The following is a 22,337-nucleotide window of genomic DNA, read 5'->3' as shown; positions in this document are numbered from 1 at the left end:
CTAAATTATTTTTTTAATGATAAAAATATATGAATATAAAAAATCAATTTTTAATACTGTTGTCACTCTCTTTTGCGTTCTGTTATAGTCAGAAGAATCAAAAGACTTCAATTGAAAAACCGAATATCATTTTGATAATCGCCGATGATGCAGGGTGGAATGATGTTGGCTATCACGGTTCGGAAATAAAAACCCCAAACATTGATTTTCTGGCCAAAAACGGAGTAGAACTGAATCGTTTTTATGTCAATCCAACCTGCTCACCAACAAGGGCTAGTTTGTTTACAGGAAGACCCGCGAGCCGTATGGGAATTGTAGCTCCGATAGGCGATAAAAGTCAGTTCAGGCTTCCGGATTCAATTCCGACCTTGCCGAAATTGTTACATAAAAGGAACTATCAGTCAGCGCTTATAGGCAAATGGCATCTTGGATTGCAGCAAAGCAGTGGACCAAAAGTTTACGGATTTGATTATTCGTATGGTTTTTTGCACGGTCAATTGGACCAATATACCCATTTGTATAAGAACGGGGATAAAACCTGGTATCGAAATGGTGAATTTATAGAAGAAGATGGCCATGTAACTGACTTGATTACAAATGAAGCTATCAAATGGATTTCAGAAATAAGAGATCCGAAGAAAAATTTCTTTTTGGAAGTGGCTTATAGTGCTCCGCATTTTCCGTTGCAGGAAGAACAAAAATGGAAAGATCCTTATATGCATTCGATAAAAGACAGTTCACGCAGGGATTTTGCAGCAGCTATGAGCCACATGGATAACAGTATCGGAATATTGCTTGATAAGTTAAAACAGGAAAAACTGGATAAAAATACGCTGGTAATCTTTATGAGTGATAACGGAGCTATGGAAAATTGGGACTCTAAAAACGAATACAACGGAATCCATCCATCTAATACTGTTCTGGGGGACAATACGCCGCTCAGGGACTGGAAAACCTCAAATTATGAAGGTGCAATCAGGGTTCCGTGTATCTTTTACTGGAAAGATCATTTGCGCCAAAACAAAAATAATGATTACATTTCGGTTATAGATTTGCTTCCAGGTATTTTGTCTTTAGCCGGAGATAACAATATGCCGAAAAATATTGAAGGAAAAAATATCTGGCCAACGGTTTGCGAAAACAAAACGTTTACTAATAGAGAAATTTATGTAAGAGGTCATTTGCAGGAATCCTTAATTCAAAAACCCTGGAAAATAATCAGGACCAGACATGCCAATACTCCTGCCGATTATGAACTTTATGATGTCGAAAAGGATCCTCAGGAAAAGAACAACGTTTTGTTACAAAATGAAACTTTAGCAGAAAAGATGAAAATTGCACTTGAAAATCAATTCAAAATGGATGCTAAAAAGGTGAATTATGATAAGTTAAAATAATAATTTAACAATTACACACCTTGGAAAGGCTGATAAACAACTAAAAAAATCTCTTTTTTAAGCAAAATAAAAACCTTTTTGTTTTGTAAATAATTGATTATAAGTGATTCCTGAAACTTGCTAATATAATATTAACTCTATAAGTAAAAACTGTGATAATTTTAACACTAAACTTACGTTATCTATAAAGCAAACTTATATTTTTGCGAACTTAATTTAACATATATAAGCATGAAAGATCTATTAGTAAAAATCAACGCTGAATTAGAAGTATTCAAAACAGAATCAGAATCATTATCTGAAAAAGGTGTTAAAGCAGCAGGAGCAAGAGCACGTAAATCATCTTTAGAGATTGAAAAACTTTTAAAAGAGTTCAGAAAAGTTTCTATCGAAGAATCAAAAAAATAATACTAAAAACCTCGTTTATTTCAAACGAGGTTTTTTTATGAGAATTTTTGAAGAAAAGAGAAATATTTAATTATCAAAGCACCTAAATAAAGCAAATTACCATTTAATATTTTTTTCTATAAAAGCAATTAAATCATTTGCCATCAGCTGTTGTTCTTCTTTTGTTGGATGGTTTCCTGTGTTTTTATATGGAAAAGCTACGCTGTAAATTTTAGAATCATGCATTCTTTCAACGGCTTTTTGAATATAACCCGGCCACTTTGAACCTTCTTTGGTGGCATCCATATTTCCTAGTGCACAAATAATCGAAGCATTTGGATATTTTTTTCGGATAGAACTAACGAAATTTTGATAAGCCGAAATGATAAAATCATCTGTTGGTTTAGTGGTACCAAATCGGGAAATAAATTGTTCATGATTTGGCAAATTGACAATCCAGGAATCATTCTGAAAAAGATTAATCACAACGATATCTGGCGTGTATTGAGCAAAATCCCATTGGCTATTCGAATCCATCGGGTTCAATCGATCGTATATTTCAGGCATAATCTCTGGAAACCAACTTACCATAATGCCAATTCCGCTACGAGAAATTGAAGAATACTGTGCGTTAAAATGACGGGCTGTCAAAGCCGCATACGTATAATAATTATTGAAAGTTTCTGGTTTTCCAGAATCTATTCCGTCTGCTCCCAAATCTATTCCATGACCTGCCGTAATGGAGTTTCCGTAAAATTCGATTTTTCTTTTTAAAGGTTTTTCCGGAGTATTTATTTTGGCTTTTCCATCAATTTGAAAACCATAAAAAATATTTTCTGAAGTGTTGTTTGAAAGTTTGTACAATTGCAAAGTATGGTTTCCAGACGAAAGTCCGCTGGCTAACGAAATGGTCGTTTTAGAATGGTCGGATTTAAATTTAAAAGCATGTTCAGCATCATTATCGATAATGGCATAAAAATATCCAATATCGTTGTTTGATTTCAAAGTAGTACTAATCCCAGTTCCTTTAAAATGAATAGTTGCCGAAGTGCCAGGCCAGTAAAAACAAGCAGAATCCTGAGCAATCTTTACACGTCCCATGTAGCTTATATTTTTGTCATTTGGTTTAATTGTTAATTGACAAAATCCATTTAGACTAAAAAGTAAAAGAGTTACTGTTGAAATTTTTCTGATTAACATGAGCAGAGTAGTTTATTTGGTTTTGAATAGTGTTTAAAAACAAACCGCAAATTAGCAAATTTCAGAGAATTATAATTTGCTAATTTGCGGTAATAAAATGTTCAAAAAGGCTGAGTTTAAAATCACTCAATTTATCTCTTCTCGGCAGATTTCGGAATCTCAATATAATCCCTGAGTTCACAACCTTTAGTTTTTTTGATACTTTTGGCTGCGACCCAAGCATTGAAATCAGCTCCCTCAGCTCCAGTATGCGTATGATCTTTCGGGAAAAATGGAGCTACTTTTTCTTTACCCATTTTTTCATATTCTTCGGCAATCAAAACATTCAAATCAATAAAAGTCGCTTTTTGATTTTCGGCGGCAATTTTCGACCATTTGTTGTAACTCTCGTCGCGAAGTTCAGGTTTTCCGTTTGGCCATTCGTTCCGTACCGTTTGACTCATCACAATCGGAATAGCTCCTTTTTCACGAGCTTCTTTGATGTATTTTTCAATGTAAGCGCCAAAAGTATGAACCGTTTCATTGATACTATCAGCGCGGTTTACAACTCTAGTTTCAGTACCGTTACCCGGTAAAGAACCACGGTATTTCTCCGAATCAATTTTTCCGGCATCATTATGACCAAACTGTATGATCACAAAATTCCCAGGTTGCAATTGCTCACGGACTTCCTTCCATAATCCTTCATAATCATACGTTCGGCTACTTCTGCCACCACGAGCTTTGTTGATGACTTCGATTCGCATCGTGTCAACATATTTAGGAAAAGCAACTCCCCAACCCACAGCATTAGAATTTCCGTTATTATTGGCTATGGTAGAATCGCCAATCAAGAATACTTTTTTCTTCGCTGGAAGTTTGATTTTTGGATTTTTTAAAAGGTATTTTTTTAAAGAATTAGTGCTTTTTTCTAATTGATCAGCAATGGTTGTGGCAGCTAAAACGGCTCCTTTTGCAGATGGATGTGTATGGTCTTTTTCGTAAAAATAAGTTCCCATTACTTTTTCCTGACCCACTTTGTCCAATGCCGACGACATATTTTCATTCAAATCAATAAAAGTTACTTTTTCCTGCTCGGCAATTTGTTTTGCCCACAAACCATACGATTCGTTGTTGCGAATCACTTTTCCATCTTTCCAATCGTTTCTCGGAATAGGCGAAAAAATAATCGGAATCGCACCTTTTGATTTAGCATCTTTCACCAATTTGCGAATATACCAACCATAACTGTGTACGATTTCGTGTTGTTTGGTTAGTAAGTTATCGATTTCTTCAGTTTCTTCTCCAATGCCTTTGATAGTTCCTCTGGCTCTAACGGTATCGTTGATTGGACCATTATCGTTATGTCCAAACTGAATCAACACATAATCGCCTTTTTTTAATTGTTTGAAAACAGGTTCCCATAATCCTTTACTTTGAAAACTTCGACTGCTCGTTCCGCCCAAAGCATGATTCTGAACGGTAACTTTCGTAGTATCTAAAAACTGACCGATAAAATCACCCCAGCCCCAAAGTCCGCCATCGCCTTTGCCACTTCCATTTTTTACTGTCGAATCGCCTACGCAATATAAAGTTGGTTTGGTTTCTTTTTTGGTATTAAAGTTTAAAAAAAGTGTAGTAGCGCACAGCAATGCTGTTATTTTTAAAAATTTCATATTAATTTTTTTAATAGGTTCTCGACTGCGCTCGAACTGACAATAACCGTTTGTTACATTGGGCGCAGTCGAGATGGTTTTTTGACTGCGCTCGAACTGACAATAACTATGTGTCACATCGAGCGCAGTCGAGATGGTTTTTTAATAGGTTCTCGACTGCGCTCGAACTGACAATAACCGTTTGTTACATTGGGCGCAGTCGAGATGGTTTTTTAATAGGTTCTCGACTGCGCTCGAACTGACAATAACTATGTGTCACATCGAGCGCAGTCGAGATGGTTTTTTAATAGGTTCTCGACTGCACTCGAACTGACAATAACTGTTTGTTACATTGGGCGCAATCAAAATGTTTTTTAATAGGTTCTCGACTGCGCTCGAACTGACAATAACTGTGTGTCACATCGAGCGCAGTCGAGATGTTATTTTAATTTCTAAAATCAAACCATAAATTCATTGTAATTCCATCATCGCCGTTTTTGATACGGATGTTGGTTGGTTGGCTAGATGGACCTTGTTGTTCCAATGGTTTGAAAGATCGCATCGCCGGAATTTCGTACATAAAAGATAAATCACCTTCTGGGAATTTCGGTTGCGGATAACTTCCTGGCAACGCATGTTTAGGTTCATCTGGCGTGAAAACTCTAAAGGTTACATTTTCTGAAGCACTAAAAACTTTAAACGAATTGTTTCCTGCCTCTAAATTGGCTCCAAATAAATTGGCGTGGTAGCCTTTGAATTCAGGATAAATCAAATTATCAAAACTTTCGCCTGTAATGGTATTGTTATACTCTTTGTGCCAAACGCCGTAAGTTGCTCCTTTCATACGGTTTTTCCAAACGTGATAAGGGCCTTTTCCAAACCATTTCATTCCTGTTACATCTTGTTCTGGGTAGCTAAAAGTGATTCCGAATTTATCAATTTTATCATCAAAAGCAGCTCCGTCAAAACCACCATTGTTGGTGGCATTTGTCAAAGCTCGTAAATCCATTTTTACACGACCATCGGCTTCCATTGTCCATATTACCGAGTGCATCGCTCCGTTGTATAATACCGTACAAACGGCTTTGTCACCAATTTGCTCTGTTTTGATTTCTTTAAAAGTAGCTTTCATCCCAATTGGGCGTGGACCTTGTGTAAGCGGAATGGTATTTTTATCATTTTTAACCGAGAGAACTTCTCCGTTAGTAGCGTCTAAAACCAACTCGACTTTATTTGCTGAAAGCGTGATTTGATTACCTTCTTTTTTTATCGTTGCTTTTGTATTTGTTTTTTCCGTTAATATGAATTTTTCTGCAAAATAAGCCGCTTTATGAATGGGCCAGGACCAAGTGTAAATTTCACGTCCGTGTTGGTCTTTGGCCGAAATTTCAAGAAAATCTCCGTTGAAGAAACTGTCATTCACCGGAATCGAAATTTTTCGGGTTTCACCTGGTTCCATGCTCGGAATTTCGATTTTTCCTGAGGCTATGCTTTTGGCTTGATTATTTCCGTAAAATAAATTTTTATCAGCCTGCATCACGCGATATTCCATTTGACAGGTATTCAAATTGCTGAACAAATAATCATTAGTAATTAAAATTTTGCCATCAAATTTATCGGTAATTTGAAAAGGAGCAAACTGAATAGGCGCCCAAATTTCTTTAATCGCATAAAAACTTCCTTCGCGCTCACGATGTGGACCTAGAATTCCGTCGGCAGCTAAAGAACCTTTCGAATCAAATTTTTCAGCTCCCGTCCAATCCGAACGCAAAACCGCTTCATCGACCATTGCCCAAATAAAAGCTCCTGCAAAAAGCGGACTTTCTTTATAACGTTTCCAGAAATCTTCCAATGCTGCTCCACCACCATTGTCGTAGGTCGCGTGCATGAATTCGGTTGGGAAAAATACATTTTCCCCTTGATTGAAACGATGCACTCCTGTTAAATAGGTTGGGTAATGGTGGGCATCCCAGCCATTAAAATCGGCCCAAGGGTGAATCACAATTCTTTTTTGAGGATCGTATTGTTCAAATACTTTGTCAACATCATAATTCCATCCACCTTCGTTTCCGTTGTCCCAAATAATCACTGACGGATGATTCACGTCACGTTCAACCGTTTCTTTTACCAATTTGGTTCCGGTTTTGGTATCGTAAGCATTTTGCCAGCCCGCCAATTCATTCAAAACAAATATTCCTAAAGAATCGCAAGCTTCCAGGAAATGCGAATCGGGGGGGTAATGACCACGAACCGCATTCATATTCATATCCTTTAATAAATTCACATCCATCACACTCAAGCGTTTGCTGGTACTGCGCCCACCTTCCGGCCAAAACGTATGACGGTTAACCCCTTTCATTTGAATTTTGGTTCCGTTAACGTAAATTCCGTCTTTCTTTTTAAACTCTAATGTTCTAAAACCAATGCGTTTTTCGAACTCGTGAACCGTTTTTCCGTTTTCCTTTAAAGTTAATTTCAATGTATATAAATTCGGACTCTCAGGATTCCAAGGTTCAACGCCATCCCATTTGGTTTTTATAATTTCCTGAGTACTTCCTTTTTTAATGTTGAAAGAAGTAGAAGCAAAAGTTTTTTTGTCTTTTACCCCAACAATCGTAGTCTCAACTTCAACATTTTTCGAGATATTTTCTAAATCTAAAGTTGCTGCCAAAGAACCATCCATTTTGGCATCAACGGCAATATGTTCGATGTGTGCTTTGGGAGCAACTTCTAACCAAACCGGACGATAAATTCCGCCAAACAACCACCAATCGGCTTTGCGCTCAGCAGCATTCACGGATTTGTTGGCAGAATGTTTCCAAACGTGAACTTCAAGTGTATTTTTAGCTCCGAATTTTAAAAGTTTGGTAATATCATATTTGAATTCATAAAAACCACCCTGATGAATTTCGCCCGCCAATTTGCCGTTTACTTTTACTTCGGTGTCGGTCATGGCGCCACCAAAAACGATGGTGATGTCTTTATTTTTATAATCGGCTGGAACCTCAAATTCGTATTTGTACAAACCTTCTTCTTTGCTCGGTTCTTTTTGATTCAATTCTTTGTACCAACGGCCATAGGTGTATTCGCCAAAACCTTCTAATTCCCATTGCGAAGGCACATTTATTTTAGACCAGGTTTTACTTTTATTGCCATCGGTACAATAAAAATCCCATTGTACAGGATGTTCAAAATCTTTTCCGGAAAGATAGACTTTATCAGTTTGCTGAGAAGCGCTATTTTGATATGAAAATAAAGCAAGGGCAGCAATTGTAAAGTTTTGAATGGTGTTTTTTAGTAACATAAATGAAGGTTGTATAATGGTTAGTTGCCATCTGGTTTAGTAACTTCATAGCGGTCGCTCATCGGAAGTGTCCAGTTTGAAATATAATTTGGTTTCTTTGGATTGTAACTCGGAACTTCTTTTAGGATTTGTTTTTTTAACGGAATATCAAGTTCGCGAATTCCTTTCAAAACACAAAGCGCAATTTCATTCGCTCCAAAACTATTAAAATGAGTATTGTCCTCCAAAGCTTTTACCTGTCCCGGAAAAGTATTTGCAGGATATTGTACAAAAGCTTTTCTGGAAGGTTCATCTCCCCAGGTTTCATATAATTCGGTGGTCATTTTAGTAACATCAATAAGGGCAATATTGTTTTTTTGTGCAACGGCTCTCATAGCAGCAGGAAAATCTCCATGTGTTTCCTTTAAAGTTCCGTTTTCGTTAAAAGCGCGTCGTTGTGTTGGTGTTACCAAAACCGGAATAGCACCTTTGTCTTTGGCTGACTGAACAAATTCGGCTAAAAGAGTAGAGTAAGAGCCCCAGGCGCCATTTCCTTCGCCTTTTATTTTTTCGTCATTATGTCCAAACTCCACAAATAAATAATCACCTTTTTTGATTAAGGAAAGAATCTTTTTTAAACGATTTCCTCCTTTAAAAGAACTCAGCGCCGAACCTGAAACGGCATAATTCGCAACTACAACAGTACTGTCAAAATAATTGGTTATAAACTGGCCCCACGAAGCCCATGGTTCCACATCCTGATCGGTAACGGTGGAATCTCCGGCAAGATAAACCACAGTTAAATTGTCTTTTGGCGTAATTTTTATACTTTGAATTGCAACTTCTCCTAAAAACTCTAATGTAAGTTTGTCGTCCCAGTTCAAAATATCTTTTTCCCTGTCTTTTAGTGAAACATTCTGGGTCTCATCAATTTTTGGAGTTCTGACATTTACATTAAAAATTTTGGTTACCGGTTTTCCTTTTTTAATGGAAAGCTGATCCAGCATCAATCTTCGTGATTCGGCTTTTATGGTAACATTGGTCTGTTTTTCAGCACTTCCCAGAACCACTTCAATCTGGTAATTTCCTTCTGGAAGTTTTACAGAAAAGTACGTTGGTTTAACAGCAGAAAAACTATTCGGGTTGATTTTTACATTCGGAGCTGAATTGATATCAAAACCATATCCTTTAGTAGCATCATATACTAAAGGAGTGTTTACTAATATTCCTTTTTTATCTTTTGATGTAGTACCGAAATTAAACAATTGATTTTCAGTAGTATCTTTTGGATTGATTTTGGTTAAAGAATTACCGTTTAAAGCAAATAAATTCGCTTGCATCAATAAGCAAAAAATTATACAGAAAGAAGTTTTAATGTTTATCAAAGTTTTTCTATTTAAATTATTGTATTTTCAAAACTAACGGTTACTTATTTATATAGTATCCTGTACTATGATGTTAAAAAAATGAAAGAATATAAATTATGATATTGGAAAAATCAGGTAGGTACAGGATGCAATCCCATAAAAAAACGAGGAAATTGCGATTGCATTATCAAAATTAGTATATCAATAATAATGATTATGTGCCTTCTGACTATCTATAACTTTATGAAAACCAAAAACAATACCATCCCGACCCTTATTGGCTTATTATTACTTTGTCCCGCACTAATTATCGGACAGGAAAAACAAGCTGTGCGTAAAATTCATTATGCTCCTGAAGGGAATAGTTTTGTTTTAAAAAACGGAACCCGAAAATTCAACAGAGCACTTTATGGTTCGAATACTGGTTTTAGGGTTGAAACAGGAGATTTGCCTGAATTTGCCATGTATATGCCGGGAATGGGTGGAAATTTGAAATTTGGTTTAATAAATGGTAAAGAAAGCAAATGGATTACAGAAGCTTCAAAAATTGATACCAAATATGTATTGGGTACGATGCAATACGAAATTCAGGATCGCATTTTAGGTAACGGAAAACTGATTGTAAAAGTTGTTGCCTTAAAAGAAAAAGAAGGTTTTGTTGTAAAAGTTTATGGTGAAAATGTACCAAAAAAGGTAAATCTAATCTGGGCTTATGGCGGTGCAACCGGTAAAAAGTTCAGTCGCGATGGTGATATTGGTGCCGATCCTGAATCGGTGTTTTATTTACAGCCTGAATATTGTACTAATAATAAGTATACTTTAAAAAAGCAGTCTTTCCTCTTGGAATATGGTTCTGAAAGCAATAAAGCCAAAACAGGTAATAACAAAAGTCTTGTTGGTTATTTTCCAGGTTCGGATATCAAGTTAGCCAATCCGAAACAACAAAAAACACCATTGGAATTATATGGTTCTAATCCTGAAAACTTAGTTTTAATTACAGGAAAAAATACTATTTCAAAAAACGAATTATTCTGGCTTTTTTCAAGCGAAGATTTAAATTCGGATGTTTCTCAAAAAGGATTATCGCAATTGTATGACAAATCGGTTCAGGAAACACATCTTTTAGCAAACAGGGTAAAAGTTACAACTCCGGATCCTTACATTAATACATTAGGTTCTGCACTTTCCATCGCAGCTGACGGAATCTGGGAAAGTCCGGCTTATCTTCACGGAGCAATCGCATGGAGAATGCATTTGAATGCATGGCGTGGCGCATATACGGCAGATCCTTTGGGCTGGCATGATCGTGCGAAAACTCATTTTACAAGTTACAGCAAGTCACAGGTTACATCTCCTGAAAGCGGTCCGATTGTTTTGGATACGGTTCGAAATTTTGCCCGCCAGAAAGAAGTTTTGGGAACCTCCATGTTCAGTAGTGGATATATCAGCCGACATCCGAACAAAAATACGGTAGCGCATCATTATGATATGAATCTGGTTTTTTTCGATCAGATGCTGAGACATTTTAAATGGACAGGAGATACTTCATTTATGAAAGAAATGTGGCCTGCAATTCAAAGACATTTAAACTGGGAAAAAAGAAACTTTGATCCGGATAATGACGGACTTTACGATGCTTATGCTACAATCTGGGCGAGCGATGCGTTGCAATACAGTGGCGGAGGGGTAATCCATTCTTCGGCATATAATTTTTATGCGAATAAAACGGTTGCTGAAGTCGCCAAAAAAATTCAGCAGGACGAAAATCCCTTTGTTAAAGAAGCTGATAAAATCCTAAATGCTTCGAAAGACCAGCTCTGGATTCCGAAAAAAGGAATTTTTGCAGAATATAAAGATGCTCTTGGAAACCAATTACTGCACGATGTTCCAGGTGTCTGGAGTATTTACCATACTATTGATTCCGAATTGTCCAATCCTTTTGAGAGTTATCAGATGCTGAGTTATGTTGACAAGCAGATTCCGCATATCCCGATTTCGGCAGAAGGACTTGATAAAACCGATCTTTACACGATAAGCACCACCAATTGGCAACCTTACACGTGGTCTATTAATAATGTGGCGCTGGCAGAACAATTACATACATCGCTGGCTTTCTGGCAGGGCGGACAATCTGAAAAAGCATTTAAGATGTGGGAAAGTGTTTTAATCGAAAGTATGTATCTGGGCGCTTCTCCGGGTGGTTTTGAGCAGCTTTTGTATCAGGATGCGATAAGAGGCGAATTGTATCGTGATTTTGCTGATCCAATTGGAATGGCTTCCAGAACATTAGTAGAAGGGCTTTTCGGAATCCAGCCTGATGCTTTGGCGGAAGTTTTAACGATTCAGCCTGGATTTCCTTCAAAATGGAATCACGCATCTTTAGATATTCCGGATGTTTCGATTATTTTTAAAAGAGAAAACAAAACAGATTCGTATCTTATAAAAAATCAGTTTTCAGCAAAAATGAATTTGAAACTGGTTGTTAACGCACCTTTTGACGGAATTCAGGATATAACGGTTAATGGAAAATCAGTTAGCTGGAAAAATATTCCTGAAAGTATCGGAGTTCCAAAAATTGCTATTGAAGTACCTTATGAGGCTTCTTATGAGGTGAAAATTAACTGGAAAGGAGAAGCTTTGGAAGAAATACAATCTATAGAATCTTTGACAGCAGGTGAATCTTTTGACATAACAACTACGAAGGCAGACATTGTTTCGGTTTATGATCCACAGTCTATCCTCAACGAAGTTTCAAAGACAAATAAAACCTATCAGGCAATTGCTTATGGAAACAAGGCTAAAACATTTTTTATTCAGTTAAAACAAGGTGATGTAGCCTGGTGGCAGCCTGTGGAAGTGGATTTAAAACCCAAAATTGAATCTGAAATTGTTCAGTTAAAAAATAACAATGTAGAAATTACACTGAAAAATAATTCGGAAAATAAAATTGAAGGTAATATAGTTTTTGATGCTTCCACGAAAGATCCGCAAAAGATTTCTTTAGATGTAAATCAAAAAGAAACAGTTGTTATTCCGTTTCAGCAATTGGTTCCGGGAACTAATAAATTTTCAATTAACTCAGGTTCAAACACGGTAAAAGAAGTAACTTTTACAAACTGGGATATTCCTTTCAATAATTCAAAAAAACAGGAAACAGTTTCACTTTCTGCGTTTTTTAATTCGAAAGTAACCGATGTTTTCAATCATGAATATTTATCTCCGAGGCCGCAGACAGTAACTTTACAGCTTCCAAAAAACGGAATTGGGAATTGGTGTTATCCTAATGTTTCCGTAAAACTTGACGATTCCGGACTGCGTGAAAAAGCAAAATCAAATGGAGAAATCATTACTCCTGAAGGTATTACATTTAAAACGCCTTCTGATGCAAATTCAAAAAACATTATTTTTACATCACAATGGGATAATTTTCCTAAAAGTATAAATGTTCCGTTAAGCGGAAAAGCTTCCCACATTTATTTTATGGTAGCCGGAACTACAAATCCAATGCAAAGCCGTATTGTAAATGGCGAAATTGAAGTAAATTACACAGACGGTACTTCCGAAATTTTACAATTAAAAAACCCTGAAAACTGGTGGCCAATCGAGCAGGATTATTTTGTTGACGGACTCGCGTTTACAACGGATGCCCCAAAACCGCTAAGAGTTTATTTGAAATCGGGTGAGGTTTCGAGAACCTTTAAAGATTTCACGACTATAAAAGGATATTCTAATTTTGGAATTGATGGCGGGGCAGGAACGATTCTGGATTTGCCTTTAGATAAAAATAAAACATTAAAAAGTCTTACTCTGAAAGCAATTGCAAATGATGTGTTCATTGGACTGATGAGTGCTACGTTAATTAGATAATTTGACAATTAGATAATTAGTCAATTTCCTAAACTTGATAACTGAACGATCAAAATTAAAAACTAAATATTCAAATGAAAAAATATCAATTAATTATTGCATTTGTATTTTCGATTTCGCTATCAGCGCAACAAAAAATAGACAGGAAAGCATTGGTAACAAGGCATAATGTTCAGGTTACCGCAATAGATACTTTAGCATCGTTAACCGTTGGTAATGGTACTTTTGCATTTACCGTTGATGCGACCGGATTGCAGAGTTTTCCGGAAAAATACCAAAATGGAATTCCGCTTGGCACACAATCTGAATGGGGTTGGGACAGTTATAAAAATACGGAGAATTATAAGTTTTCTGAGACTTTAAGATATGTAGATCAGTATGGTCGTAAGATTTCATATTCAACACAAATTAAAGAACCTGCACGAAAAAAAGAAGCAGTCGAATGGTTTCGTCAGAACCCGCATTTGTTGCAGTTGGGCAATATAGGTTTTGAAATCACCAAAAAAGATGGCAGTCTGGTAAAGCATGAAGATATTAAAGCCATTAATCAAAAGCTGGATTTATGGACAGGAAAAATTGAGAGCTATTTTGAGGTGGAAGGCACTTCTGTGAAAGTGGTAACGGCTTGCGATCAGACAAAAGATGCTTTAGGCTTTAAAGTTGAATCGGATTTAATTCAGCAAGGGCGTTTGAAAATTCGTGTCCGAATCCCTTTTCCAACAGGACTTTGGGGTGATATGGGTACAAAATGGGAAGAAAAACAGGATGTAGCTATTTCACAGGTTGCTATTGCGGGGACTGAAATGGGAAAAAAATGGGGAGGAAAACAAGATTATAAAAGCATTCTGAAAATCAAAAATAAATCAGAAGCTACCATTACACACGTAATGGACAGTATTTCGTATGATATTAATCTGAAATGGAAAGGCACCGCATCGATTAAAGAAAAAGCAAAACATTATTTTATTGTAGAACCTTCAAAAAGCAATACAATCGAATTAAGTTGTTCGTTCATTCACACAAATAAAAACAAATCTGGAATTGCTTCTTTTGAAGCGATTGAAAACAGTAGTGTAAAAGAATGGAAACGTTTTTGGGAAAGCGGAGCGGCAGTTGATTTTTCAGGAAGTACAGATAAGCGTGCACGTGAACTGGAGCGCCGTGTGATTCTTTCGCAATACCTGACCAAATTACAATGTACGGGGAAAGTTCCGCCACAGGAAACCGGTTTGACTTACAACAGCTGGTTCGGAAAACCACATTTGGAAATGCATTGGTGGCATGGTGTTCATTTTGCATTATGGGACAGACCGGAATTACTTGAAAAAAGCCTTCCGTGGTATCAGAAAGTTTTTGAAAAGGCTAAAAATATTGCAAAAAGACAAGGTTTTGAAGGGGCAAGATGGCAAAAAATGACAGATTATGATGGTAATGAAAGCCCGTCTTCTGTGGGGGCATTCCTGATTTGGCAGCAGCCACATTTTATTACCTACGCCGATTTGATCTATCAGGCAAAACCAACTACCGCAACATTAAATTTATACAGCGAGCGTGTTTTTGCAACAGCAGATTTTATGGCTTCATTTGCCAATTACGACAGTAAAAATGATCGTTACGTTTTAGGACCGGGCGTTATTCCGGCGCAGGAAAGATTCAAAGCCATTGAAACTTTTAATCCAACGTATGAATTAGCATATTGGAACTGGGCTTTGAAAACGGCTATTAACTGGAAGAAAAAATTAAACCAGAAAGTTCCTGAAAAATGGGAAACGGTTTTGTCTAAATTATCGCCTTTGCCAATTGCAAAAGATGTATATCTGGCAACAGAAAGCGCTACAGATTCCTATACCAATCCTGAATTTAAAACGGATCACCCGTCTGTTCTAGGTACATTCGGAATGCTTCCGGAAACGTCTCTTCTGGATAAGAAAATCATGAAAAACACTTTCAATCTGGTTTGGGATACCTGGTCATGGGACAAAACCTGGGGATGGGATTTTCCAATGACAGCTATGTCAGCAGCACGTTTGCAAATGCCCGAAAAAGCGATTGATGCCCTTTTTATGAACGTGGTAACCAATACCTACCTGAAAAACGGGCACAATTATCAATCGCCAAGGTTAACCCTTTATCTTCCGGGCAACGGAGGTTTGTTAACAGCAGTTGCTATGATGTGTGCTGGCTGGGAAGGAAATAAAATCGAGAATCCAGGCTTTCCTAAAGATGGGACATGGAGAGTGAGAAGCGAAGGATTTAAGAAAATGTTTTAATTTTTAAAGGAGCTAAGTTGCTAAGGTTCTGAGATGCTAAGCCTTAATTTTAAGCTCAGTTTGTCATTTCGAGGAACGAGAAATCTCCGTAAGAAACTCCGTAAAGTGAATCGTCAATCTTTGTAGAGCTACTTGTGAAGATTTCTCGTTCCTCGAAATGACATAAATTGTGTCAAAAAATCTGCTTTTAGTTAAATAAAAAATAATAATATTCACAATAAACCATATCGACCAAATTCAGTCTTAATCTGCATCTAACTTTATAACCTACAACCAATTATGAAACCTAAAATTTTACTCACATTATTGTTTTTGTCCTCTACAATTTTTGCACAAAGACAAATGGAAAGTTTAGATCGTGGCGTAATTGCCATAAAAGATAAAGGTCAGTTTTTTATCAGCTGGCGTGTTTTAGGGACAGATGCTGATGATTTGGCATTTAATTTATATCGAAAAAGCGGTTCAAAACAAGCCGTAAAATTAAACGAAAAACCAATTACCGGAGCCACAAATTTTGTTGATTCCAAGGCAAATGCAAAGGAAGATAATACCTGGTTTGTAAAAACGATTTTAAAAGGAAAAGAAACAGATGCCAAAGGAAGCTTTACTGTTCCGGCTTCGAGTCCGGATAAAGATTATTTATCAATTGTAATAAAACCTGTTGAAGGTTATATTCCAAATGACCTTTCGACGGGGGATTTAGACGGAGACGGAAAATACGATTTAGTAGTACACATGACCGGAAAAGGACATGATAATTCGCATACCGGGATTACTGATCCGCCTATTTTTCAGGCCTATACTTTAGAGGGAAAATTTTTATGGCAGATTAGTTTAGGCAAAAACATTCGTGAAGGAGCACATTATACACAGTTTATGGTTTATGATCTGGACGGTGACGGGGTTGCAGAACTGGTTTGCAAAACCGCAGACGGAACAACCGATAGTCAGGGGAATGTGGTTGGGGACGTTTCAAAAGACTGGGTTGACAGAGATCCAAAATCGGGAACTTATGGGAAAATTTTAAAAGGCCCTGAATATCTTTCGGTTTTTGATGGAAGAACCGGAAAACTGGTTACCACTACAGATTATATTCCGGAACGTGGCGATTTGGCAGGCTGGGGCGGACATGGAGGCAGCGGAGGAAACGATACGAAAGGAAACAGAATTGACCGTTTTACAGCCTGTGTAGCTTATCTGGACGGCATTCATCCCAGCGTGGTGATGTGTCGAGGCTATTACGGAAGAACTGTCTTGGCAGCTTTTGATTTTAAAAATGAAAAACTGACTTCAAGATGGGTTTTTGACAGTAAAGATGCTGATAATCCTTATTCGGGTCAGGGAAATCATGGGTTGTCTGTTGCTGATGTTGACAATGATGGGAAGGATGAAATAATTTATGGGTCGATGTGCGTAGATGATAATGGCAAAGGATTGTACACTACAGGTTTAAGGCACGGAGATGCTTTGCATGTTTCAGATCTGGATTTGGATGTTCCGGGATTGGAGGCATTTGGAATCCATGAAATTGAAAATAAAACAACCGGCCCGGGAGTAGCCGTTTTTTCAGCCGTTGATGGTAAAATTTTGTTTACCGATTCGCCAAATGAAGATGTTGGACGTGGTGTGGCTGATAATATTGATCCGACAAGAAAAGGTGCACAATGCTGGTGGTCTGGCTCTAAATTTTTATATGATATGAAAGGAAACAAAATAGGGGATGCTCCAAAGTCAATCAACTTCCTTATTTATTGGGATGGTGATACTTCAAGGGAACTTTTGAACTCCAATTACATAGACAAATACGGCAAAGGCAGATTGTTTACGGCAACCGGAGCAGTTTCGAATAACGGAACAAAATCGACTCCGGCACTTTCTGCAGATATTTTGGGTGACTGGAGAGAAGAACTGATTTTAAGAAGCGAAGACAATAAAGAATTACGAATTTATTCGACTACAATTCCAACGGATGTTAGGCAATATACACTGATGCACGATCCTCAGTACCGCTTGAGTATTGCATGGCAAAATGTAGGGTACAACCAGCCGCCTCATACCGGTTTTTATTTTGGAAGCGGGATGCAGCCGGCTCCAAAACCTAATATTGTTTTAGTTCCTAAGAAATAAGATTGTAAATAAAAAAGTCCGTTTCAAATACATGACACGGACTTTTTAGGTTTGTTGTTATTTTTGGAAAATGGTATTATTAGTGCCAGAAATTTCAAGATTCATTATCTTGCCAGTGGCATTATTAAAGTTTTAATAAAAGTGGTAAATAAACTATTTAATCTTTGTTTACATTTAAAATTTCACTAAAAACTCATGCCACGAAACTAATTTTAAATAGAGTTTCGGTCTATAAAATTAAAAGGGACTTTTATCTCTCCTTTTTCTTTGTTCAAAATCATTCGTGCTGCAATTTCCCCCATTTCATTAAAATCAGTAGACATAACTGTTATGCCTAATAAATCTTTTAGCGGGGTATCGTTATAGGATATAATGCCAATGTCGCTTCCTAATACGTATTCTTCGTCCCTGATCTGTTTGACTAAATTAACCAGGTCAGATTCTTCTATAGTGATGAATAAGTCTCCTTTCTTAAGGATCATATCATCATAGACTTCACTTAAAATTTCAAAATTAATTTCATGCTCTACACAAAATTTTCTAAAACCATGCAAAATTCTTCTTGGATAAGGATATACTGCTTTCTCAGGATAGACCAGAATTAGTCTTTTATACTTGTTTATTTTAGCAAGCCCTTCTTTTAAGGCATTGTAAATGTCATTTTCAAAATCCTGATATATTTTGATTACTTCGCTTCCTAATCCAATTTTTATGTTATCCATAATTACCAGTTTATCCTGTGGTATTCTCTGGATTGCTTTTGCAACTTCATCAGTAAAACTCAAATGTTTTAATTCGTCTGTTTTAAAGTGTGTCGTAATAACATAATAATCGTAAGCACCTTCAAATTTATCCAGCAGATTTAAAAATAAAGTCTCATCGCAATGGTAGATATGAAGATCTACATGCGCATTTGCTCCTAATGTATTAATAAAAGAGCTGTAAGTTTTCATTTTATACGCACTCAGCTTATTAAACAGGAACAAAATATTGACTTTAGACTCTAACTTTGTTCTGGTAATATAATAGCCTTTTCCTCGTATGGAAGAGATAATTTTACGCTCCTTTAAAATATTATAAGCTTTCTCAACAGTATCCCTTGACATATAAAATTCCTCACTAAAGTTGTTTATCGAAGGAATCTTTTGATTTATTTTCAGGTTACCATTAGCAATATTTTGCAGTATAGAATCTACAATCTGCTTGTACTTTGGTACTCTCGAATCTTCATCTATTTTTATTAATTTAATCATGGTAGGTGTAGTAAAGTCTTTCTCAATTGATGAGATGGTATTATAAATTGCATTATGTGTAATAATTTTCTTTAAAAAGAGATAAAAAATGTTGATTACGCATGCGTTCGCTAAAATATGAATTTTTAATTTAAAAAAAGACATAAGCACAATCTTATCGCAATAATTTATGATTTAAAATAAATATAAATAGGGAAAGGACAGTACAGGATAGTTTTCTTTTTTACATTCTCTTATTTTACCACACCAATAACTATCAACTTAAAACCACAAAAAAATTAAATGGAATCATTACTCGGAATTATTTTTCACTCCATTGGAGGATTTTCTTCAGGCAGTTTTTATATGCCTTTTAAAAAAGTTAAAGACTGGGCATGGGAAAGCTACTGGTTAGTAGGAGGTTTTTTCTCCTGGCTGATTGTTCCGCCAATTGCCGCTTATTTAACTATTCCGAATTTTACTGAAATTATTGCTGCAGCTGCTCCATCTGTTAAAGCACTGGCGTACATGATGGGACTGATTTGGGGAATTGGAGGATTGACCTACGGATTAGGCGTTCGCTATTTGGGAATGTCTTTAGGTAATTCAATCACTCTAGGATTTTGTTCTGCTTTTGGTGCTTTAATTCCGCCAATCTATTATAATTTCAATGCAGTAGAAGGAAAAGAGTCTATCAGTGATATGTTTTCTAACTCAGGCGGACAAATGGTTTTGGTTGGGGTACTTGTATGTATTATAGGTATAGCTATTTTAGGTAAAGCCGGAATATTAAAAGAAAAAGATTTTCAAACCGGACATGAAGATAAAGACAAAGATTTTAATCTGGTAAAAGGTTTAATCATTGCCATAGTTTCTGGTATCCTAAGTTCGTTTTTTAACTTCGGAATTGAAGCTGCAAAACCCATGGCGGATGTTGCCAATGAATCATGGAAAGCATTGCATCCGAATCAGGGAGAATTTCTTTTTCAAAACAATGTGAGTTACATCATTATACTTTGGGGTGGATTAACAACCAACTTTATCTGGTGTATCTATCTTAATTTTAAAAACAGAACTTTTGGTAATTATACTGATAAAAATACACCAATTTCAAAAAATGTACTTTTTTCTGCGATTGCAGGTACAATGTGGTTTCTTCAGTTTTTCTTTTACGGAATGGGAGAGAGTAAATTAGGTAATGGAGCCAGCTCGTGGATTCTGCACATGTCAACAATCATCCTTACAGCAAACTTTTGGGGGTTCTACCTAAAAGAATGGAAAGGCGTTACTAAAAAGACCTTTAATACTTTTCTGCTTGGAATTGTACTTATGTTTTTATCCATTGTTTTGGTGGGAATCGGAAATTCTTTATAAATAATTAATAATAAATATAATCAATAATAAATGTCAAATATAAACACAAATAATATGACTTTTCAGCATGTAAGCTATCTTTGGGATGATGCTAAAGCTGCAGCCTTGGCAGGAGATGAAGTAGCTCTTTTTATCTATCGCTCTAATTTGTTAGGAGCAGATTTAAGACTTACTAATTATGGAGGAGGGAACACTTCGGTAAAAATTACAGATAAAGACCCATTGACAGGCGCAAGCTCAGAGGTAATGTGGATTAAAGGTTCTGGTGGAGATATCGGAACATTGACAAAATCAGGTTGTGCTGCTCTTTACTTAGACAGATTACGCAATCTTGAAAATGTGTACAGAGGAATTGAATTTGAAGATGAAATGGTGGAGTTGTTTAACCACTGTATTTTTGATTTAGCTTCTAAAGCACCTTCTATTGATACGCCATTACACGGTTTCTTACCGTTTAAACATATCGATCACCTTCATCCGGATGCGGCTATTGCAATTGCAGCTGCTAAAGACGGAGCAAAAATTACAGAAGAATTATTCGACGGGGAAATCGGTTGGGTAGGATGGCAGCGTCCGGGCTTCGACTTAGGGCTTCAGTTAAGAAGCTGTCTGGAAGAAGCGGAGAAAAAAGGAAAAAAATTACGTGGCATCATGTTAGGTTCTCATGGTTTATTCACATGGGGAGACACTTCTTACGAGAGTTATATCAACACACTTGAAGTTATTGAAAAATGTGCTGAATACTTAGAAAGCAACTACGGAAAAAAACGTCCTGTTTTTGGAGGTAAAAAAATTGACAGCCTTCCGGAAGCAGATCGTAAATTAAAAGCAGCAAAAGTGGCTCCAATTTTAAGAGGTTTCTGTTCTTCAGAGCGTCAGATGATTGGTCATTATACGGATGATGCAAGAGTTTTGGAATTCATTAACTCTAATGATTTATCAAAATTAGCTCCGTTAGGAACTTCTTGTCCTGATCACTTTTTACGTACGAAAATCAGTCCTTTGGTTCTGGAATTAGATCCAAACGAAGATTTATCAGACGTAGATGCAATCAAAGCAAAATTAACTCCTGCTTTTGAAGCGTACAGAGCAATGTACAAAGACTACTACAATGCTTGTAAAAAGTCTAATTCTCCTGCAATGCGTGACCCGAACCCGGTTGTAATTTTATATCCCGGAGTTGGTATGTTTACGTTTGCCAAAGATAAAACGATGGCTCGTTTAGCATCTGAATACTATATCAATGCCGTAAATGTAATGAAAGGTGCTGAAGCGGTTTCTGAATATACTTCTTTGCCTCACCAGGAAGCTTTTGATATCGAATACTGGTTGTTGGAAGAAGCAAAATTACAGCGTATGCCAAAACCAAAAGCACTGTCAGGAAGAGTTGCTTTAGTTACCGGTTCTGCTGGTGGGATTGGTAAAGCTATCGCTAAAAGATTTGCTGAAGAAGGAGCTTGTGTTGTAATCAACGATATTAACGAAGAGCGTTTAGAAGGTGCAAAAGCAGAATTCATCAAAACATTTGGCAGAGATGCTGTTTCTAGTACATTATTAAACGTTACTGACGATGTAAGTACAGAAAAAGCTTTAGATGCTGCTTGTTTAGCATTTGGTGGTGCTGATATCATTGTAAACAATGCTGGTATCAGTATTTCAAAATCAATCGCTGAGCACACCCTTGAAGAGTGGGACAGATTATATGATATTTTGGTTAAAGGACAGTTTATTGTTTCTAAAGCCGGAATCGAAGTAATGCGTAAACAAGGTTTTGGTGGAGATATCGTAAACATTGTTTCTAAGAATGCTGTAGTGGCTGGTCCAAACAATCCTGGATACGGTTCTGCAAAAGCGGCTCAGGCGCATTTAACACGCTTGATGGCTGCTGAATTAGGTGCGGATAAAATTCGTGTAAACACAGTGAATCCTGATGCTGTAATCTCAGATTCTAATATCTGGTCTGGCGGATGGGCTGAAGGTCGTGCAAAAGCTTACGGAATTACCGTTGAAGAATTGCCTGCTTATTACGCGAAACGCACATTATTAAATGAAATTATATTGCCTGATGATATTGCAAACGCATGTTTCGCATTCGTAGGAGGTCTGTTGAATAAATCGACAGGAAACGCCCTGAATGTAGACGGCGGAGTAACAATGGGCTTTTACAGATAAGTTGTTTAGTTTTTTTTAAGTTTATTT

At 36.7% G+C, this 22,337-nt stretch carries 12 protein-coding genes; 7 read left to right on the top strand and 5 right to left on the bottom strand.

What is annotated here, in order from left to right:
* Positions 1–29: 29 nt before the first annotated feature.
* The gene (locus GXM17_RS02120) at positions 30–1,397 is read left to right on the top strand and encodes a sulfatase family protein (protein ID WP_163397629.1); all 1,368 of its coding nucleotides are present in this window, start codon (positions 30–32) and stop codon (positions 1,395–1,397) included.
* A gap of 231 nt (positions 1,398–1,628) precedes the next feature.
* A complete protein-coding gene (locus GXM17_RS02115; protein ID WP_031453507.1) occupies positions 1,629–1,805 on the top strand; it encodes a histone H1 in 177 nt (58 codons plus the stop codon).
* Positions 1,806–1,901: 96 nt separating this feature from the next.
* Here GXM17_RS02115 and GXM17_RS02110 read toward each other — a convergent pair whose 3' ends face one another.
* The 4 genes from GXM17_RS02110 to GXM17_RS02095 form a co-directional block, all read right to left on the bottom strand.
* Positions 1,902–2,885, bottom strand: a complete 984-nt coding sequence (locus tag GXM17_RS02110; protein WP_163397628.1) for an SGNH/GDSL hydrolase family protein — start codon at positions 2,883–2,885, stop codon at positions 1,902–1,904.
* Positions 2,886–3,115: 230 nt separating this feature from the next.
* The gene (locus tag GXM17_RS02105) at positions 3,116–4,639 is read right to left on the bottom strand and encodes a rhamnogalacturonan acetylesterase (RefSeq protein WP_163397627.1); all 1,524 of its coding nucleotides are present in this window, start codon (positions 4,637–4,639) and stop codon (positions 3,116–3,118) included.
* A gap of 424 nt (positions 4,640–5,063) precedes the next feature.
* Positions 5,064–7,922: a glycoside hydrolase family 2 TIM barrel-domain containing protein gene (locus GXM17_RS02100; RefSeq protein ID WP_163397626.1), complete on the bottom strand. Its 2,859-nt coding sequence runs from the start codon at positions 7,920–7,922 to the stop codon at positions 5,064–5,066.
* 20 nt (positions 7,923–7,942) lie between these two features.
* Positions 7,943–9,241, bottom strand: coding sequence for a rhamnogalacturonan acetylesterase (locus tag GXM17_RS02095; protein WP_163397625.1), 1,299 nt, complete (start codon positions 9,239–9,241; stop codon positions 7,943–7,945).
* A 270-nt stretch (positions 9,242–9,511) separates the two neighbouring features.
* Here GXM17_RS02095 and GXM17_RS02090 point away from each other — a divergent pair, with 270 nt between their 5' ends.
* From GXM17_RS02090 to GXM17_RS02080, 3 genes are all read left to right on the top strand, one after another.
* Positions 9,512–13,135 (top strand): DUF4450 domain-containing protein, encoded by a 3,624-nt coding sequence (locus GXM17_RS02090; protein WP_163397624.1) that lies wholly within the window; start codon positions 9,512–9,514, stop codon positions 13,133–13,135.
* 74 nt (positions 13,136–13,209) lie between these two features.
* On the top strand, positions 13,210–15,405 hold the full coding sequence (locus tag GXM17_RS02085) for a hypothetical protein (RefSeq protein ID WP_163397623.1): 2,196 nt from the start codon (positions 13,210–13,212) through the stop codon (positions 15,403–15,405).
* Positions 15,406–15,684: 279 nt separating this feature from the next.
* Entirely contained in the window at positions 15,685–17,532 is a 1,848-nt protein-coding gene (locus tag GXM17_RS02080) for a rhamnogalacturonan lyase (protein ID WP_163397622.1), read from the top strand.
* Positions 17,533–17,744: 212 nt separating this feature from the next.
* Here the strand turns inward: GXM17_RS02080 and GXM17_RS02075 are convergent, their stop codons facing one another.
* Complete coding sequence (locus GXM17_RS02075; protein WP_163397621.1) at positions 17,745–18,785, bottom strand: GntR family transcriptional regulator; 1,041 nt, start codon at positions 18,783–18,785, stop codon at positions 17,745–17,747.
* Between the two features lie 282 nt (positions 18,786–19,067).
* Here GXM17_RS02075 and rhaT point away from each other — a divergent pair, with 282 nt between their 5' ends.
* Together rhaT and GXM17_RS02065 are read left to right on the top strand one after the other, a co-directional pair.
* Entirely contained in the window at positions 19,068–20,138 is a 1,071-nt protein-coding gene (rhaT, locus tag GXM17_RS02070; RefSeq protein WP_163397620.1) for an L-rhamnose/proton symporter RhaT, read from the top strand.
* A 30-nt stretch (positions 20,139–20,168) separates the two neighbouring features.
* The gene (locus tag GXM17_RS02065) at positions 20,169–22,310 is read left to right on the top strand and encodes a bifunctional aldolase/short-chain dehydrogenase (RefSeq protein WP_163397619.1); all 2,142 of its coding nucleotides are present in this window, start codon (positions 20,169–20,171) and stop codon (positions 22,308–22,310) included.
* Positions 22,311–22,337 lie beyond the last annotated feature (27 nt).

Source organism: Flavobacterium fluviatile, assembly GCF_010645065.1.
GTDB lineage: Bacteria > Bacteroidota > Bacteroidia > Flavobacteriales > Flavobacteriaceae > Flavobacterium > Flavobacterium fluviatile.
Note: the sequence above shows the minus strand (reverse complement) of the source record. Positions and strands in the feature narration are given on the sequence as shown.

What these genes read in the sequence shown, in the direction of transcription:
- GXM17_RS02120 (WP_163397629.1), top strand. Translation starts at nt 30, where the DNA reads ATGAATATAAAAAATCAATTTTTAATACTGTTGTCACTCTCTTTTGCG.
- GXM17_RS02115 (WP_031453507.1), top strand. Translation starts at nt 1,629, where the DNA reads ATGAAAGATCTATTAGTAAAAATCAACGCTGAATTAGAAGTATTCAAA.
- GXM17_RS02110 (WP_163397628.1), bottom strand. Translation starts at nt 2,885, where the DNA reads ATGGGACGTGTAAAGATTGCTCAGGATTCTGCTTGTTTTTACTGGCCT.
- GXM17_RS02105 (WP_163397627.1), bottom strand. Translation starts at nt 4,639, where the DNA reads ATGAAATTTTTAAAAATAACAGCATTGCTGTGCGCTACTACACTTTTT.
- GXM17_RS02100 (WP_163397626.1), bottom strand. Translation starts at nt 7,922, where the DNA reads ATGTTACTAAAAAACACCATTCAAAACTTTACAATTGCTGCCCTTGCT.
- GXM17_RS02095 (WP_163397625.1), bottom strand. Translation starts at nt 9,241, where the DNA reads ATGCAAGCGAATTTATTTGCTTTAAACGGTAATTCTTTAACCAAAATC.
- GXM17_RS02090 (WP_163397624.1), top strand. Translation starts at nt 9,512, where the DNA reads ATGAAAACCAAAAACAATACCATCCCGACCCTTATTGGCTTATTATTA.
- GXM17_RS02085 (WP_163397623.1), top strand. Translation starts at nt 13,210, where the DNA reads ATGAAAAAATATCAATTAATTATTGCATTTGTATTTTCGATTTCGCTA.
- GXM17_RS02080 (WP_163397622.1), top strand. Translation starts at nt 15,685, where the DNA reads ATGAAACCTAAAATTTTACTCACATTATTGTTTTTGTCCTCTACAATT.
- GXM17_RS02075 (WP_163397621.1), bottom strand. Translation starts at nt 18,785, where the DNA reads ATGATTAAATTAATAAAAATAGATGAAGATTCGAGAGTACCAAAGTAC.
- rhaT (WP_163397620.1), top strand. Translation starts at nt 19,068, where the DNA reads ATGGAATCATTACTCGGAATTATTTTTCACTCCATTGGAGGATTTTCT.
- GXM17_RS02065 (WP_163397619.1), top strand. Translation starts at nt 20,169, where the DNA reads ATGTCAAATATAAACACAAATAATATGACTTTTCAGCATGTAAGCTAT.